The organism is bacterium, from assembly GCA_020444065.1.
Lineage (GTDB): Bacteria > Sumerlaeota > Sumerlaeia > SLMS01 > JAHLLQ01 > JAHLLQ01.
Map to the genome: position 1 here is coordinate 13,896 of JAHLLQ010000013.1, position 18,700 is coordinate 32,595.

An 18,700-nucleotide genomic window follows, 5' to 3' on the forward strand; every position below is an offset into this window, starting at 1 on the left:
TTAAGCGATTATAACTTGGCGCTAAGGAGGGCTCGGGCTCTTCTAGGAACCATTTGCATTCCCACATAGGTGCGTGCTTCGATCCTGCGTCGTCTGCCAAGAGAGGGCAGAATCACTTGGTTACGGAGAACACCGTATGGCTGCCACCGCGGATTTTGGGCTTATTGGACTTGGAGTCATGGGCGAGAACCTCGTCCTGAACGTTGAGGACAAGGGATTCTGCGCCGCCGTCTACAATCGCACGACAGAGAAGGTTGACCGCTTCATCAATGGTCGAGGGAAGGGCAAAAGCTTCATCGGCACCCACACGATCGAGGAGTTCGTCGCCTCGATTAAGCGTCCACGCAAGATCATGATGCTGGTCAAGGCGGGACGCCCCGTCGATGCCGTGATCGAGCAGTTGCTGCCTTACGTCGAGGAAGGGGATATCGTTATCGATGGTGGCAACTCGTACTGGCCCGATTCCACGCGGCGCACGAAGGAACTGCGCGAGAAGGGAATTCTCTTCGTCGGCACAGGTGTCAGCGGCGGCGAAGAAGGCGCGCTCCACGGTCCTTCACTTATGCCCGGCGGCGACGAACGCGCCTGGAAGGAGATCAAGCCCATCTTCCAGGCGATTGCGGCGAAGGTGAACGATAAAGAGGTCGCTTGCGACTGGGTTGGTGACGAAGGCGCTGGCCATTTCGTCAAGATGGTTCACAACGGGATCGAGTACGGCGATATTCAGATCATCTGCGAAGCCTACCAGTTGATGCGCGAACTCCTCGGCATGGATCCCGAGGAAATCGGCGAAGTCTTTGCCGAATGGAACAAGGGCGAACTGGACAGCTATCTGATCGAGATCACCTCGCACATCCTTCAACGCAAAGATGATAAAACCGGCAAGCCGATGGTGGATCTGATTCTGGACGCGGCAGGCCAGAAGGGAACGGGTCGCTGGACTGTCATCGATGGCATGGACCTCGGCCAGCCGATTACTCTCATCGCCGAGGCCGTCTTCGCGCGAAATCTATCTGCCATGAAGGAAACGCGCGTCCGCGCAAGCAAACACCTCCCGGCGCCGACGATTTCTTCGCGGCCCGATCGCGCGGAGTTCATCAAGGCGCTGGCCGATGCACTTCTCGCCAGCAAGATCGTCTCGTATGCGCAAGGCTACCAGATGATCGAGGCCGCCGGCACAGAGTTCGGCTGGAAGTTGAACAAGGGCGGTATCGCGCTGATGTGGCGCGCGGGCTGCATCATTCGTTCCGCATTCCTTGGCGATATTCGGAACGCTTTCGCTGAGGATCCGCAGTTGGAGAATCTCATTCTCGCGCCGTTCTTCCGCGATCGGATTCTGAAGGCCGAAGCGGGTTGGCGCCGGGTTGTTTCGACAGCGGCTCTCAACGGCATTCCTACGCCATCGCTCTCCAGCGCTCTCGCATACTACGACGGCTTCCGGAGCGCTCGGCTGCCTGCCAATCTCCTCCAGGCCATGCGCGACTACTTCGGCGCCCACACCTACGAACGAATCGACCGTCCCCGTGGCGAATTCTTCCACACCGACTGGGTCGGCCTTGGCGGAAACACAACGTCATCGAGCTACAACGCGTAGGGCATTGAAGTAAGGGCAGGTTGGGCAGCACAATTGGGAGTCCATTTAGCATCGAGGGCTTCTTCCTTGACCGTGCTCCCTGACGCGCGCGAAACACGCCATAGACGAACTGGCATTCACGCACATTCTCACCGAGTGGCTATTCCTCTTCAGGAGAGCCCAATTGAATCCCAATTCACAGAACACAAGGGCGATTCCGCCGACCACTGCTCCCGTGCATCTGATGCTGACCTGCTTGTGCGATGCCTTCTACCCTGCCGTGGGCATCGCCTCGGTCAATTGCCTGGAAGCGATTGGATTCGGGGTGATCTTTGATGATCGCCAGACGTGCTGTGGGCAGCCGGCGTTCAACAGCGGAGATCGCGAGAGCGCACGCGCCGTCGCACGGCACTGGCTGCATGTGTTCCGGGATGCGGAGGCGATTGTCACACCTTCGGGTTCTTGCGCAGCGATGATCCGTTCGGGGTTCCCATTGCTCTTCAAAGGCGAACCGGAAGCTGCGGAAGTCGCACGTATGGCGGGCAGGACGTGGGAGATTGTCGAGTTTCTCAGCAACGCAATGGGTTCCACTCCCTGGGCGGGGCGCTACGAGAAGAAGATCGCGCTTCACCAATCCTGCCACCTAAGGGAACTCGGTTCACGAGACATTCCCCGCGCTTTTCTGCAGAAATTGGAAGGGATCGAACTGGTGCCGTTCCGGGCATCCGAACAGTGTTGCGGCTTCGGTGGGGTCTTCGCCGTCAATTTTCCATGGATCAGTCGCGAAATCGGTGATGACAAGCTGGCAGCCGTGCGGGATTCGGGAGCAGAGGAACTGGTCAGCACAGATATGGGATGTGTGATGCACCTGGCTGGTTTGCAGAAACGGCACGCAAAAGAAACCGGGACTCAGCCGCTTCCGATTCGCCATGTCGTTGAGGTGCTCGACGAGGCACGCACCTGCGATGGAAAGGGCGCGGGATCATGAAGCCGCCTGTCCATATCGACATTGAGGCCATCGGGTGCGCCAAGCCTGCCGAAGTTCGCCAAAGCGTTCGCAGCGCCGCAGAGAACAAGATCACATCCCGAGAGAAGCGACTGTTCCAACTCAGGCGCAATGATTCGCACGCTCTGCGGGAGTTGGCCGCCTCCGTGCGCCGACACGCGATCGAAAACCTGGATCACTATCTGGAGAAGGCGGAGCGCAAGCTCACAGAGAACGGTGTGCAGGTTCACTGGGCGGAGGACGCGGAGGAAGCCCGGACGATTTTCCTGGAGATCTGCGAGCGCACTCGTCCGACGACAATCACAAAAGGCAAGAGCATGGTGACCGAGGAAATCGGTCTGAACCACTTCCTGGAGGATGCCGGATACTCGCCGCTCGAGACAGACCTCGGAGAATTCGTGATCCAGATTGCAGGCGACGTACCCAGCCACATCGTCACGCCAATCATCCACATCAACGGTCGCGAAGTCGCCAAGCTGTTCGAGAAGGAAGGCCTGGGCGAACCGACAGAGGATCCCGAGGAACTAACGATGCAGGCGCGGCGCTATCTGCGCACGCACTTCAGCAAAGTCGATCTTGGAATCACCGGAGCGAACTTCGTCGTCGCCGAAACGGGGCGCTTCATCACCGTCGAGAATGAGGGCAACGTTCGCTTATCCTCGAATGCTCCCAGAGTCCACGTGGCCATAACGGGCATCGAGAAGGTCATTGCTTCCGAAGCGCACGCCGCTGTGTTGCTCAAGATGCTCGCCAGCTCCTCGACCGGCCAGGATCTGACCGTGTACACGCAATTCATCGCGGGACCTCGGCGCGCGGAAGATCTCGACGGACCGGAAGAGGTTCATCTGATTCTGCTCGATAACGGCCGGACAAATCTTCTCGGGGGACAGTACCAGGATATGCTTCGCTGCATTCGATGTGGCGCATGTCTCAATGTCTGTCCAGTCTACAGAACGGTCACAGGACATGGGTACGGCAGCGTCTATCCTGGGCCGATGGGTGCGATCCTGTCGCCCCTACTTGGCGGCGAGAAAGGTCGTGCGCAATACTCCTACCTGCCAAAGGCAAGCAGCCTGTGCGGGGCATGCGAGGAGGTTTGCCCTGTCGGAATTCCGATTCCCAGAATGCTGCTGGCGTTGAGAGATGAGTTCTACGGTACCGATGTTCCCTCCCCCGGCGGAGCGCCTCCGTTTGGTCCGTGGGCTGCGCTCTCAAAACGCCCGCCTCTCTGGAAGGCGGCAATGGCCAGCGCCCGCACGTTCGGGTGGGGGCCCGCGAAGCTCGCCCACCTGACTGCCCTGAAGAACTGGCTTGGCGAGCGCGAACTTCCGGAGTGGCCGAAGAAGAGTTTCCGCCAGCTTTGGAAAGAGCGAAAAGGAGGAAGCCGATGAGCACCTCCCGCGATCGGATACTGGGGCGAATTAGGGACGCGCTGGCTTCACAAAAAGAGCATCATGCGGAAGTGCCGGAGGTGAATGATGCTGTGCTCCGGCAACTTCCCAAGGACCTCTCTCCCGCTGAACGTCGAGCCGAGTTTGAAGGACGCATCCAGGAACTGGGAGACTCCTACGTCTGCGTTGATGGCTGGTCGGCCGCGCGCGATTGGCTGCTGGACTTCCTTCGCAAGTCATCCGCCACGCCGGTTCTTGCCTGTGCAGACAATAAGGCCATTGAGATGTTGGAGTGGAAGACTCCCATCGAGGATGCCATCACGTTGCTGACGGCTGCGGATACAGCCGAGAGATCCTTCGCATGCACTCATGGAATCACAATGGCCGAGGCGGGAGTCGCTGAGACCGGAACGATCGTTGTGGCGAGCGGCGCGGGCAAACTGCGTCTGGCCAGCCTCGCTCCTGAGGTCCATATCGTTCTGCTGCCTGAATCCCGCTTGGTGAGCGACATCGCCGACGTCATTGCCAATCATCCCGGCCCCGAACACGCTGTCACGACCTGGATCACGGGAAGCAGTCGAACAGCCGACATCGATGGGATACTGATCCACGGGGCGCATGGACCTCGGGAGTTGATCGTCATTCTGGTTCGGGAGGAAGCAGTGTGAGTGCATCGTTCGAAGCCGATAGGAGTCTTGCCAGGGCGTTGAAGCCACCGTCACGCACCCAAGACGCGGGATCCTGTTCTTTTTGCTAGCCTTACACACCTCCCCCTCGCATTGTGACAAACATGCAGCCCTCAACTGCGCGGGAAACTGGGGGCAAATCACCGGTGGGAGGTGACAGCAAGTGGATAGGATTACGTCGCGGAAACCGATTTCGCTTCTGGCAGGCATCTGCCTGGCCCTGGCAACACTCGCCTCCGCTGCCACCATGACAGTCAGTTGGTCCGGCGGCGCGCAGCAGGGAGTCCTCATTGACACCGCCGCCGGTACTGCTTCCTCCGCTCCCGCGGCCGATCCCTTCTCTGTTCCCCTCGTCTACCAGCCCGGCAGTTGGCCGCCGGTCAGCCACGTCCTCTCCCTGATCGGCAGTAACGGCGTCTCCGCCGCCCCGGTCACGCTCCATGTGACGGCCTACTTCGACGCCGGAGAGTACATTGCCACAACCAGTTCGCCGAATGGCTCCAATCTGATCATCCCCGCTGATCCCCATATTCACGTCGCCGTCACCGAATTCGATCTCCCTGGAGGTGAAGACCCGGGCTGGATCGGTCTCGATCTCACTATCTCGACAGACCTCCTGGACGGCACCGCCCTCGTGAATCCTTACGGAGACAACTCTACCGTCTGGTTCAACTACTTCCCTATCGCCCCGTCTGCCGATCCCGAGGGACGCATCGCCATCGATTACAACACATCTCACGAAATCACCGACTTGGGCCAGGACCAGGGGACCGACGACTACTGGTACAAACTCACGCGCACTGAACTGAATCCCGAGTTCTCCTCGGGTGCTGCCATCCCAGAGGACGGGCTTTACGTCAGCGTGCCCGAAGCTGGTGAAGAGGTCAGCTTCGAGGCCTTCGACATCGACATCACGCCGACGACGACCACAACCGATTCCGAGGGTCGGTTTGGAGCCGTTCTCCGCGTCAAACCCGAGGTTTTCTACGGCTTCTCTTCCTCCCGCGGCCTGGTCGAGCGGGGTCCCGCATCGGCTCGCGGCAGCTTCAGTTGGGCTAAAGTCCGCATGGCGATTCGATACAAGGAAATCGTTCGGGAGCGCAAGATCACCGGTAATTTCTGCGAAGTCGTCGAACTGAACGGTGGAGCGCGGTGGTGGACACCGGGCATCCCGGCTGTGACGCTCGTGAAGGGGGACATTTTGGCCCCTGGGTCCATCGTCGAACTCGACGCCAGCGCCGGCGACAAGACGAGTATCGTGCTGCGGTTCGTCAGCGGCCAGCAACTCGCCGCGTTCCAGGACCTCGCCACCAATGCCTGCCTCACCAAGGTCTTCGAGATCGGTCAGACCGGCATCACAGATTTAAGCGATGTCCGCGGTGGATTCCTTGGCAGTTTTGCCACTTACCTGTGCGAGCAATACGCTGGACTTCCCAACACACCCGAGGAATACGCCCGAGCCACTGCCAAGTTCGCCGTCAAGAAGGTCGCTTCCAACATCATCCCAGGTTCGGGGGCAGTTGCTTTCGTCGTGCGCTACACGGTTTCTACTGCCGCCGGCGCCGGCACGGATGCTGTGATTGATCACGTTGTGAACGGTTCGCGTACCAGCGGGAACAATTGGGCCGAGTTCGATACATACTACGATGGCTCAACCCGCCTCGTCACCTCCGGCGGTTCCTTCACGTATAGTCCGGATGGGGGGACGCCGATCCAGGTTCCTGCCGGCGAATGGCGGGAAATCGGCCCCGATGGCAATCCTTCTCGATCTTGGATCGCGACGCCTGCTGACATCGACACCGAGGGACCGGACGTTGACCTGACGTACACCATCTTCGGCGACAATCCGAGCATTGGACTGTGTGAGATCGCAGGCCGAGACATCAGTGGCCTCGATCCGACCGGTCCAACCGTCCTCTGGAACGGCAACGATGTTTCCTCTGCACTTGTGGACCTCGGCGGAGGCCAATGGAAGGTGGATGATCTCTTCGGCGCGGGGTACCTGGATACTGTGGAGGTACATCTCTCCGATGCGCTGGGGCACGAAACTGTCCGGACCTGGACCAGCACCGCGGCCCCTCCGGCGCCAACTGTCACATCAGCGATCGGTAACGAAACGGGCTGGTGGGCGACCGTTGCGTACGAGTTGCCGGCGGTGGCCGCAGAGGAACATCTCGGCTACTACCAGGTCCGCCAGGCCGGTGCCGGCGGCACAACCACAGACGGCCCGTGGCTTTCCGTAGGAAGGATCAATGAGGTCCGCCTGCCGTTGTTATCAACGTATACACCGGGAAAGCAGTACCGGTGGCAAATCCGCGTCGTGGGGAAGACCGGCCTCATTGGCCCGTCGGCAAGCGGCTCGGACACGTTTGTCGGTTACGCCCGCGCCACGTCCTACGCCGAACACCTGATTGGTCGTCTTGAGTTTCCCGATCCGGAGAACTTCTGGATCAACCGCAACTGGGACACGATCATCGACGTCGGCGATCTGGTCAAGAGCCCAAGGTAGAAACCTTCGCACCTCCCTAACAGCCCTGACAATCCCGCGGATAGGACACCCATCGATTCCCCAGATGGGCCCAGAGAAAACGTGCAGTTGAATGGGCTGCCACAGTTTCTGCTCCCAAATGGTGCTCAAACCATGGGCGACAATGTCTCTCTTCGGCCAGAAACCGGAAGGAAAGCGAAAGCCCCCGGACTGGCCGGGGGCGCATAGAGGGCTTGATTTTCCAAGATTTAGTGGCGGAGAGAGGGGGATTCGGTCGGGACAGGCCAGAAAACACAGATAATGCTGGAATCATGGGACTTCCGGAATCGCAAACTTCTCAGAATTCTCAATATTCACATCTGTTCCAGCGAATTCTGGCACAAATTCTGGCACAGATGAATGATGATGGATGAAGTGCGTTTCCGAATAGCATCACGGAGGGCTCGCGCTCTCGTCGCCTCCGCCGCGTGCCAATCTCCCTTCTCTTCAGCTTGCCTCTCCACGTCCCGCGCGATAGAAGCGCTCCCGATGGGAATCACTTGGGAAGCGAGAGGAAGCAAAAATCACGATGCAGAGGCACCCCGGCAGAACACGAATCAGTATCACCACGGCCGTCCTGATACCCCTGGCGGTCCTTCCCGCCCAGGCCTGGCACTCCCACACGCCCTTTCCAACGGGCTCCACGATCAACGCGGTCTGGGCACCTGCGGTCGACCACGTCTACGCCGGTGGCGAGGGGGGCACGCTCTTGCGCTGGGATGGGTCCGGGTGGGAATGGGTGAACACCGCCACCAACATGACCATCTACGATATTCACGGCACCTCCGAGACAGACATCTGGGCCGTCGGCGGCAATTTTGACGCTGATCTCTCCGACCGCTCGCTGATCCTGCATTATGACGGCAACTCCTGGGTACACCACACAGCTCCGACCGACACGTTCGGCCAGACCTTCCCCATCGAGAGCGTCCATGCCATCGCCTACGACGACGTCTGGGCAACTGGCGCCAGCTATGCCTTCATCTATCATTGGGACGGGCAGTCCTGGACCATGTCCATCCCTCCTGTCTCTGTCGAAGGGAACTTCAACGATGTGTGGGCGGCAGGGCCGGACAACGTCTTCTTCGCCGGGACCCACGGGCAGATCCTCCACCTGGACCATGGCGTCTGGAGGCTCGAGCAGAAACTCCAGGAGGGCGACTTCACCACCAACATCCTCACCCAGGTCTGGGGCCTCGATCTCAACACCGTGTACGCAGGGGGCAACTGGGGGCAGGTTTACCGGCGCGAAGCCAACGGGACCTGGACCGATATGGAATTCCCTTCCGATATCTCCAGCGACAACACGGTCAACTTCCTGGGGGGCACTTCCCCCACCAACATCTACATCGTCGGGAATCATGGCGTGCGCACGTTTGATGGTGACGCGTCACTCGTCCGGCACGACCTGACCGCATCTATCCGCAGCCAGTGGTTCTGCGCCACAACTGTTGGCGACCGCCTCTATATGGGCGGCCGCGCCGGCGTCGTGCACGAATACATCCCCGAAGGGCCGGGCAGTGGAACCCTGTCGCCCATGACCGTCGGCCAGAGCATCTATACGGTCGCCCAACCCCGCCTCGAACCCACGGGTCCCGATCAGTTCCTCATCTACGGCCACACGTACAACCAGAACCAGTGGCCGCTCTGGTACTTCGACGGCACACTCCCCCACCAGTTCCCATCCATCCCCTCCGCCATGGCGAACAATACATGGATCAAGGGTGCAGTCGCCAACGGGCCAGATGACATCATCGTGAGCTGGGCGGGGATAAGCGGCTCCGGTCTCAGCAGGTGGAACGGGTCCCAGTGGGGCGACGCCGGCAACGAGGGCTCGGACCGCCCGTACTACGCCGAAGCTCTCTGGAAGGCCCCCTCCGGCAACGTCTACGCCGCCACGCAGCAGTCGGTGCATTACATGGATACCGCGGGCAACTGGCACACGATCCTCCCGTCCCTGACACTCGGCAACGAGGTGAACATCCTGAAACTGGGCGGCCGTTCCGATTCGGAGGTCTACATGATCACGCGGAACTGGGAGTCCGAAGAGTACGGAATCTACCACTACATCGGCTCCGGCTGGACGGCCGAGTCCGTCCCGGATCCCTCGGCCGAGATTTCGATCATCGCCACCTGTGGCTCCGGGGCCTACGCGTTTGGCCCGAACGGCCTGGCCCTGATGCGCAATGGCAGCAGCTGGACCCAGCACGCCGCCATCACACCCCGCAACGGCGACGATTTCTGGGACGCCGTCTCGGACGGCGGAAACGCCCTCTTCGTCTCTCAGCAGACAAACCCGGGATACGTCGGCGGCGGTAGAGGCATCCTCTGGCGGTTTGAAGGCACTCAGGCTGCCCGGGTCATCGACCTCGCTTCAAGCCCACTCCAGGCGCTCTGCCGCACAGACGAAGGAAACATCTGGGGAATCGACGGCCAGGACACCATCATCTCAAGCGGCCTCACCCCGGATAACTTCCATTTTGCCAGACTGGACCTCTCCCAGACCGGCTGGCAGAAACTCGGCAACACCGGAATCGAAGTCTGGTCCAATGGCACATCGACATCACGGCCGGCCGTCGCGGCCTGGACACGCAGCGGCGCCCCAACCCTGTTCGACGAATACCAGGCCGACCCGCACATCATCCCCGGCAACCAGCAGTGGTTTATTCACTACGACGTGACGAACCAGGGCGCCGCGCTCCCCCCCTCGGCCTACCGCTTCTTCCCCAACGCCCCGGGCTACGACATGTCCAGGGCCAAACTCTATGGTAGAGAAGCGTCCAGGACCGACCCGGATACGTTCACGTGGAACATGTTCCCCACGACATGGGACGCAGCGATGCAGGCTCTCGTGGTCGAAACGCCGAGCCGAGTGCAGTGCTGGACCTTCGCGGTCCCGCCCGGCGCATACGAGGAACTGGCCAACGACATCCTGCACGACGACGTCACAACCGAGGACGATACGAACACCGACGGCATCGTGGACGTGGCGGACGTCATCAGAGAGGTCATGCCGTTGGGACCTTCGCCTTCGATCGGCTCAATGAGGAGAACCATCATCAACTGACCTGCCCCCAAGATCGGTACGAGAACCTGGTTCGCGGAATTCTGGCAGAGTTGTGGTGATGCTTGACCCGATCAAATCCAATCACCCCCTGCGAAAGTTCGGGCGCACCTGCTTTGTGAGATTCTCGCTATCGGCAAGGTACCGAGTATCGAGCGCGGGGCACTTGTGTCTGCGTCCTATAGCCGAATCAACTTCGATGAGAACCGTTGAGCCCTTCCGTTACGCGCGGAAGGGCTCATCGTCTTCTACGGAACTATCAAGGCGAACTGGTATCGATCGGAAGGACTTCGTATCCAACCATGCCGATCGACCAGTAATAGAGCGCCAAGGCATCCTGTTCATCCAGCACACCATCGGCGTTGCAGTCCAGGTTCTCGCTGTACCCCAAGGGGGCTCCATAGGCGAGCGCGCGGATGTAGCTCAGGGCATCCGCCATATTGGTCATGCCATCGCCGTTGAAGTCGCCGAAGCTGGGCCGCGAGTTGGGATCAGTGGGATCCGTCTCGTATCCGATCTCAAGTGCATCGCCGAATCCATCTCCGTCTGAATCCAGAGATCCGACCGGCAGAGAGACGGCCGTGATGTCGCGGTCCTCATCCGTCGTAACCAGAATGGGATTGTCGGTAGAACTGACCCCATCGGGCAGATCGCCGTCCCAACGAATGAAGCGATAATCGGCGTCCATCATCGCGTGCAGCTCAACGCTCTCGTTGAAATCATACTCCGTCTTCTGAGGCGAGAACTGTACCGTACCGTGTTCGTTGGTTGCCGTGAGAGTATACTGCTCGGGTCCGAACGACGCCGTGACATCCTTTGCGCTGTCCATGATGAGATGGAGCGGATTGTCATTGATTTGACCAGACGGCACATCGCCCAGCCATTTGATGAACTTGAAGCCAGGATCTGCCTTTGGTGTCAGTCGCGCCGTGCTGCCCGGCTCGAATGTCGCCTGTTCCGGATCAACGCCGATCGCTCCATTAGTTGCGTGTGTGGTGAGCGCATACCAACTCGACGGCGTCGGCGAGGGAACGGGTGAAGGCGTCGGTGTTGGTGTCGGGGCCGGTGTCTCGAGCGACTCTGTCCAGAGTTGGTACGCCATGTTCATCGGCTGTCCGGCATCGGGATGTCCGACTGGCCACGCGAGCTGAGTCGGTCCCGCTGCATCGTCCCATGCCACGGTCGGATCGCCGGAGACGGGCGGCGTATTCGCCCATCCCCACAAGTAGTCCAGCATTGCCGTGTCGGTTGTGTAGGCAGCCTGGATCGAGATGAAGTAAGCAGTCCCTGGCTCCAGGGAGAACGGGTTGGACAAGTTGGCTTGATACTCGTACTCGTGCTCGTAGGAGCCCGGCGCATCCCACAGCTCAATCGCACCTGCCCACGTCTCGGTGTACGAACGACAGAACGCCTCCTGCAATATCGCGCCGGGTTGCGGGAACGGCGAGTCGATGCTCTCATAGAGCCGGATCGCGAAGTAGACTGGGCGGTCGGGGGGCCAATCGGCATTGCCTGTCAAACCAACCAGCGATGCAGGCGACTCCGTTTCGGCGTTCGAGTCTGTGTGCCAGCCGGGGTACGAGCCCCACCAGCGAATTGCTTGCACGGGTTCGCTCGCAAGCCCATCGAAGGGATCCGCAACACAAACGCTGACAGCTCCTTCGTCGTATCGGTACGAAAGCGTATCGAATCCATTATCAAGGTCCGGTGGACGATCGGCGAGGTTCTCGCTCGGCGTCGCGGATGGCGAAGGAGTTGGCGAGGGCGAAGGAGAAGGCGATGGGGACGGAGTCGGCTCGAGCTCCTGATAGCATTCGAAAGCCATCGTCATCGGTTCTCCGGCCAGGCGATGTCCCGTCGGCCACAACAGTTCCTCAATGCCTGCGCCAACCGTATATTGCAGGGCCGCATCGGAAACCTCTTCCTCGCTGTTCCACCAACCCCATGGATAGGTTGGCACCACTTCATTCGTCACACCTTGGATGACGATGTAGTACGGATCGCTTGTTGGGGGGGTGACGGGGGATGCGGGAGAGCACTCATAGTGGAAGACATGATGGTAAAGCCCCGGATCGTTCCACTTCTCGACGGACTGGCTCCAGGTTTCGCTGAACGTACTGATTGTTTCGTCGTGCAAGAGCGTTCCCGGTCCGGGTGGGAAAGCGCCGTCATTGTCGTAAATCGAGAAGTGAATGGCGACAAGAGCATCTGTCGGTGGCGCTGCAACAGAGCCGTTCGTGTCCTCCTGCCAGCTATCGTAGCAGCCCCAGAAGCTGAGGTCCGTGATTGGCTGCGCCGAACGGCTGTTGGACTTCAGGACGACCGGCAGATACACGCGTTGCTCGGGCAGGAAGCGTTGATACAACCCGCGGACTCCGGTGCTCTGCCAAGATTCGGTCGGGAATCCGTCAATGAAGTTCGGACTCAGAACAAGCGTCATATTCACCGGTGTTGGCGATGGGCTCGGCGAAGGCGTTGGACTGGGCGTCGGTGTCAGCGATGGAGTCGGAGACGGCGTCGGCGATTCCGTCGGCGTCGGACTGGGTGTATCTGAGGGCGTCGGCGATGGGCTGGGGGTTGGGGACGGAGTCGGTGTCGGCGTCGCCGGCTCCGGCGGCCACAGATTGAACGCCATATTCATCGGCAGGAACTGCAACCGATGACCGGCACCCCAGTTGTTCGTGAACACTTGCCACATATCATCCAGAAGCGATGCATCACCGCTCGTGTCTTCTGCAGCGAACCATCCCCACGGGTAGGAGAGCGACATCCCCGGCCCATAAACCGCCTGGATACTCAGGTAGTACTTGTTCCCGGCGGCCTGCGCCCAAGGCGCAGACAGGTTGCACTGGAAATCATACACGTGGGTGTATTGTCCGCCGCTGTACCAGAGTGCAACGCCCTGAGCATAGTTCATCTCGTAGGTGGTGCACAACTCTGTTCCAAGTAACGTATCGGGCCGACCATCGCCATCCAGCGTCGAAGCGTAATAGCGAATCAGGAAGTGATCCGGCAATTCGGTCGGGTACGACGGCTGGGCGGAACTGCTCGATCCGTATCCATTGAACGCGCCCCACCAACGAATCTTCGTGATGTCCGATCCATCCGGACACATCCAATCGTCGAACACGGTATAGGAATTCGACCCCGAATCGTCCTTCCACGAATCGATCGCGTAGCCGTCTGTCATGTTCGGTGTCAGCTCGATCTTTGGGCCCCACGTTGGAATCGGAGTCGGCGTGGGAGATGGAGTCGGAGAAGGATCCGGCCCGGCAAGGAATCGGAAAGCCATGTCCATTGACTGGGGATACAGCCGATGCCCCAAAGGCCATGACAACTCCTGCCACCCCAGGTCCGCATCGTATAGCTGTGCGTCCGAGTTCCAGTGGCTTTCCGTGTTCCACCATCCCCAGACCCTGAGTGCCGAAACATCTTGGTTGGCCCGAATGCTGAGGAAGTACTTCTCGCCTTCGAATTGCTGCCACGGGAAATCAAGAGTCGCCGTGTACATGAAGACGTGCTCGTAAACCGGATTAGCGGGGGCACCGATGTTGACATCGGAGTACCAGTCGGAACTGTAGCCGACAACTTCCTCTTCCCACACCAGTGGGCCAAGCGTCGGCGGCGTTCCTTCCGTGTAGTTATACCACGAGAGATAGAACTTCAGCGGACGATCGGAGGCCGGTTCGCTCAGCGGGCCGGCCGTGCCCGTTTCGTATCCTTGATATCCGCCCCACCACTGAATCGTGTAGATTGTTTTGCCATCGGGGCACTGCCAATCGTCGATGACGCCGTAGAAGCCGGTATCATCTTGCGTCGACCATGTGCCGTTTCCATCCACGAGATTCGGAAGCTGCTCGGTCTTCGCACTTGCACAGAAGCCCGTATCCGGATCGCTCAACGACCCAACGAAACTGCCCTCGGCATCGGAGGCTGCTTGTACCCAGTACGCGTACAGTTGCCCCGGCGTCGCCGTGGTATCGTTGAAATAGACTTCGCTGATCCAGTCAGAGATCGCCGTGGGAGGATCGGCCTCTGTAGGAGCGCGGTAGACTCGGTAGTATGGGTTTCCGCCAAGTTCGCTCCAGGTGATGGCAACGTGATCGGTGTAAGTGCCGTCGGACGCGGCAACATCCGTCGGCGCAGAAAGCGCCCGCCAGCCGGTGTCCGAATCACTCCAGTCGCTCGGGCGTCCGCCGCTCGAACTGATCGCAGCAATCACCCAATAGGTGAAGTTCGTCCCCGCCGTCGCATCGTGAAGAGCCGTCTGCCCCACCTGCCAGCCGGTCACAGGGGAACGCTCCCCGGGCGTTGCCGATGGATTATCCGAGTAGTAGACCCGGTAATATGAAGCGCCCTCCACGGCATCCCATTGAATGTGAACGCCATCCGCCTCTCCCTGCGAACAGTCCACGTTCCGCGGCGGAGACAACAGCCGCCAACCGGAATCGACGTTGCTGAAAGCACTCGGTGCGGTGCCGCTCACGTCGACCGCAGCCTGAACCTTGTAGTAGTAGTCACGGCCGCCAATCAGGTAGGGATCCCAGAAGATCGTACTCGTTCTCCAACTCGTGACGGCGCTGTACGTGCCGCCCGCACTTTCCGAACGATAGACGCAATAGAAGCCCGCTCCATCGACGGCATTCCAGGAAACGTGAATCGATGTGTCACTCGTTCCATCTTCGGCCGTCAGCCCTGTCGGCGCCGGAGTCAGGCGCCAACCGGTCGCCATCTCGCTGTAGTCCGTTCCGTGATAGCCGGAAGAATTGAAGGCGGCCTTCACCCAGTAGTACTGGTTGCCGGCAGTCGCGGTGATGCTGTCCGTGAAGGAAGTTCCGGTCTGCCAGCCGCTCAACGGCAAACGCCCGCCCGTCGGCGAATTCGACCAATAGACACTGTAGTAGTTCGCGTCGGGCACGGCATCCCATTGGACCTCAACGTCGGAGGAAGTCCCCTGCGAGGCAGTGACGTTAGATGGGATGGCCAAGCCGCGCCAGCCGCGATCCTGCCCACTCATGCCGCTCTCCCGCATGCCGGAAGTATTGAGCGCCTTGCTCACGCGGTAGTAGTAATTGTGCCCGCGCACGGCCGTCGTGTCGTCGTACCTGTTCGCCACGACCCATCCGGAAATAGGCGAGAAATTCACGTCCGGTTCATCGCTTCGATATACCTGGAAAGCGTAATTCGGCTCGCTGTGCCATGAGACCCGAACGAAGTCGGAGTACGTTCCCTCGGATCCCATCACATCGTCCGGCCAATCGCAGATGGTATAACCGAAGTCCGCATCACTCAACGCGGAGGGGTACCCGCCGTCACTCGCAATGGCGCCTTGCACGCGGTAGTAATAGCCAACACCGTCCTCGATCGTGTCGTCCGACCAGTACAGTGACTGGATCCAACCGCTGACTGGAAGATAGCCGTTAACTGGTTCGTAGCTCTGTGAGCGATACACGCGGTAGTAGTTCAAGTACGTCGCACGATCCCATTCCACTTGGATCCGGAATCGCGATTCACCTCGTGCGGCGGTCACATGCGTTGGAGTAGGTGGAGCACGCCATCCGGTGACCTTGCTGCTCAGTTCACTCCCCTGGTAACCTCCCGGTCCTGCAGCCGCTTCGATCCAATAGTCATACCTCGTCCCTGGAACGGCACCCGTATCATTCCACGCCGTTTCGGCCATCCAGGAACTGACGGGGGCAGACTCCCCACCTTCCTCGGCACGGTGCACACGATAGCTTGTCGCTCCGGTGGAAGATCCCCAATCCACGTGCACACTGTCGGAGTAGAGTCCTGCGCTTGCCCAGACGTAAGATGGAGGATCGACCGGATCGTCTATGTAGGGCCACAGGCGAATCGAAATATCGTCGACGTAGATGTTCCCCGAATGATGCGAGTCGCTGTCGCTGTGAAACCACAATGCGACCCAAACCTGGTCCTTGTTCATCAGGTTTCCGTAGCCGGGAACCTCGTCCAGCGGCAACACACCGCGCCACCACTTGCTGGGATCGCTGCGGTAACAGTTGCCCTCGAAATTCACGCCGTCGGTCGAAGCCGCAATCGCGAAATAGTCGTCTGTGAAATCGCCGTATGTGGACTTGAAGGCCACAGCAACGGAGCCATCGGTATGCCCGCGAGTAGAGAAAGGCCCATAAATGTAGTAGCCATCCGTGCCTGCTGGATAACCCGTCGTGTTATCCCCCGCCGGTGAACAGCGCACCGAGTACGACGGATCGCCTCCCGGAGGAGCCCAACTCAGGGCCGGAGTGTGTGGATTGGTCGTTGTGCGGAACCACTCTGAAGGGACGCCCGTCGTCACATTGTTCCAGAGCTCCGGGTATGCTTCGAAATCCTCCGACCAGACGCAGTCGTACGGATCGGCCTCGGGCCGTATCCAAAGCAACCACTCCTCATCGCCCGGGATGTTGTCCCAGTTCAGCCACTTGCCGCCGTAGGCATAAGTCTCCCAGTTCATGTTTACGTGAATCTTGTGCGCGCCATCGGCATCGCTGTATCCCTTGATCGTCACCCAGTGCCCCGTCCAAGGCGAATCCTCCTCGATGTAGAAGCAATAGGCCGAGGGACGCCCAAGATCGACCAGCTTCACAATGCTGCTCCAGCGGACGGGCTGAACATCGTGCGCTTTGAAGAAGACAGAGTTCCCGTACTTGTTGTCTGAGCAGACTTTCTCGATCCCACCATCCACATCGTCCCACTCGATTCCCAACCATTCCGGCCAGGTTCCGAGAGTCGGCGAGTAATCCACCGCTTGCATGATGTGATAAACAAGTTCCTCCTCATGCCCTTGCATAGCCGGCTTCGGCTCGCCGTCATTGTAGTAATCCAAGCTGGTGCGCATGGCCTCGCCGCAATCCACCAGGTTACCGTACCCATGCATATCCCAATACCCCAAGACCTGCGCCATCGCGGCCGGTCCACAGGAATTCTGTCCGTAGTGGCTTTGGAAGTAATACGGAACGCCGGAAATCTCGGCGCTTCCTCGCTCGCTGCGTTCAATGGTGCTGTACTTCGCAGGACTGCCCGTCAGTTCGAAGGACTCCCAGATCGTTTCCGACGGAACGGAAGTTTTCTCTCCCGACATGGGACGCATCGCGGGCTGGATACTCGAACGAAGCGAAGTGCGATCCAGCAATGTCCCACTGAACGGCTCGACAAGACGCCCAGCAATACCGCGCGCGGCGCTCTCCTTGCCGCCGACCTCGTACAGGTACGTCAGTGGGCCAAGAAAGTACGTACGCTGGATGGCGTGTTCGTCGATATTCTTCAGTCCCGCCGCCTCTCGAACAAGACGCTCCTGTCGCAGGTGCGGAGCCGTTCCCTTCTCCATGGAAATGAGCGGGTACAAGTCTCTGCGCGCCGAGACTACAACGGTGCCAACGCAGTCGGAGAACGTCGTGGCCTGCCCGGCGCGGGCCAGCTCTGTTTCGCGCTCCAGGCGAACATTTCTCTCCGCCTGCAGTTGCTGCACGGCGTCTTGGCGCGAGCGCTCGGCGTTTTCGAGTACGTCGCGGGGGATCTTCGTCGATACATGCCGATCCGGAATCGCAATGGCTTCGGCCATGTCTTCCCTTTCCTCGGCCTCGCTATCTATCGCCACCTCGGGTGCTGCAGGTTCGAGCGCCCTTTGATCCAATGCAGATAACTCGAGATCGGAAAGCCGCGACTCCGCTTTGGCCATCCTGAGAATCAGTTCGGCTTCCGATTGCGGAGCTCCCGGCGCGACGGCGAACTGCACCGCGTAAGCCTGAACCGATTCGTCCAGGCCATAGTATGGCGTCACCGCAATCTGACGCGCGTCGGGCCATTGTTGGGTGGCGAAATACTGTGCGGTCTTTTCCGCTAGTTCCTGCGAAACGGCCTTGCTGTCCCCGGTTTGTGCGAACGCCGCGGACATCACCAGTTGAAGTCCACAGAGCATAACCAATGCGTACCGCCAACGCACCAATGACGAATGCATGACACTCTCCCTCCCGTCGGAAAGAGCGGCGGGATATTCTGCGAGATGTTTATTCACGTGAGTGTCGTTTACAAGACGGGGCGACGAGGATCAATCGGTTTTACGCAGGACCTCGACAACGATCTCCCGACACCGAATTTCGAGCGTCAAATGCCCCCCCCTCGCCCAATTCGGACCCCGCAGCTCAGATCCCCTCAGGAACCCGCAATTAAGGTCACGAACATGCTACTGATCCGGTGAGAAAGTGCCCAGGTGGAGGTCACCGATTCGACCCCGGTGCCCCGCTCCATGAAGATTCCTAAAGCAACACGATTTGCGCACCGCCAGAGGACGCGTCTTGGGCTTCCCCCGCCCACCCCAGATACCCAGCCCCGCATATGCCCCACGAAGGGAGGCAAGCGGCGGGAAGTCCATATGCAACTGTTCCGGTCGTGCACCGAAGCGCGTGATTGGAAGCGGCTGGAAGTGGAAATGGAAT

Annotated in this window: 7 protein-coding genes; 6 read left to right on the forward strand and 1 reads right to left on the reverse strand. The window is 59.7% G+C overall.

Annotated elements, in window-relative coordinates:
* Positions 1-136 precede the first annotated feature (136 nt).
* From gnd to KQI84_19415, 6 genes are all read left to right on the forward strand, one after another.
* Positions 137-1,594 carry a decarboxylating NADP(+)-dependent phosphogluconate dehydrogenase gene (gene gnd, locus KQI84_19390; protein MCB2157047.1) on the forward strand — a complete coding sequence of 486 codons (1,458 nt, stop codon included), beginning with the start codon at positions 137-139 and terminating at the stop codon, positions 1,592-1,594.
* Positions 1,595-1,757: 163 nt separating this feature from the next.
* Positions 1,758-2,561: a (Fe-S)-binding protein gene (locus KQI84_19395; protein ID MCB2157048.1), complete on the forward strand. Its 804-nt coding sequence runs from the start codon at positions 1,758-1,760 to the stop codon at positions 2,559-2,561.
* Positions 2,558-3,970, forward strand: a complete 1,413-nt coding sequence (locus KQI84_19400) for an iron-sulfur cluster-binding protein (GenBank protein MCB2157049.1) — start codon at positions 2,558-2,560, stop codon at positions 3,968-3,970. Before KQI84_19395 ends, KQI84_19400 begins: the two co-directional genes overlap by 4 nt.
* Positions 3,967-4,638, forward strand: coding sequence for a lactate utilization protein (locus KQI84_19405; protein ID MCB2157050.1), 672 nt, complete (start codon positions 3,967-3,969; stop codon positions 4,636-4,638). Before KQI84_19400 ends, KQI84_19405 begins: the two co-directional genes overlap by 4 nt.
* Positions 4,639-4,819: 181 nt before the next feature.
* Positions 4,820-7,165, forward strand: coding sequence for a hypothetical protein (locus KQI84_19410; protein ID MCB2157051.1), 2,346 nt, complete (start codon positions 4,820-4,822; stop codon positions 7,163-7,165).
* Between the two features lie 547 nt (positions 7,166-7,712).
* Positions 7,713-10,250 (forward strand): WD40 repeat domain-containing protein, encoded by a 2,538-nt coding sequence (locus KQI84_19415; GenBank protein ID MCB2157052.1) that lies wholly within the window; start codon positions 7,713-7,715, stop codon positions 10,248-10,250.
* 256 nt (positions 10,251-10,506) lie between these two features.
* On the opposite strand, the gene KQI84_19420 is transcribed toward KQI84_19415, so the two are convergent.
* Positions 10,507-18,222, reverse strand: coding sequence for a hypothetical protein (locus KQI84_19420; protein MCB2157053.1), 7,716 nt, complete (start codon positions 18,220-18,222; stop codon positions 10,507-10,509).
* Between the last annotated feature and the right edge of the window lie 478 nt (positions 18,223-18,700).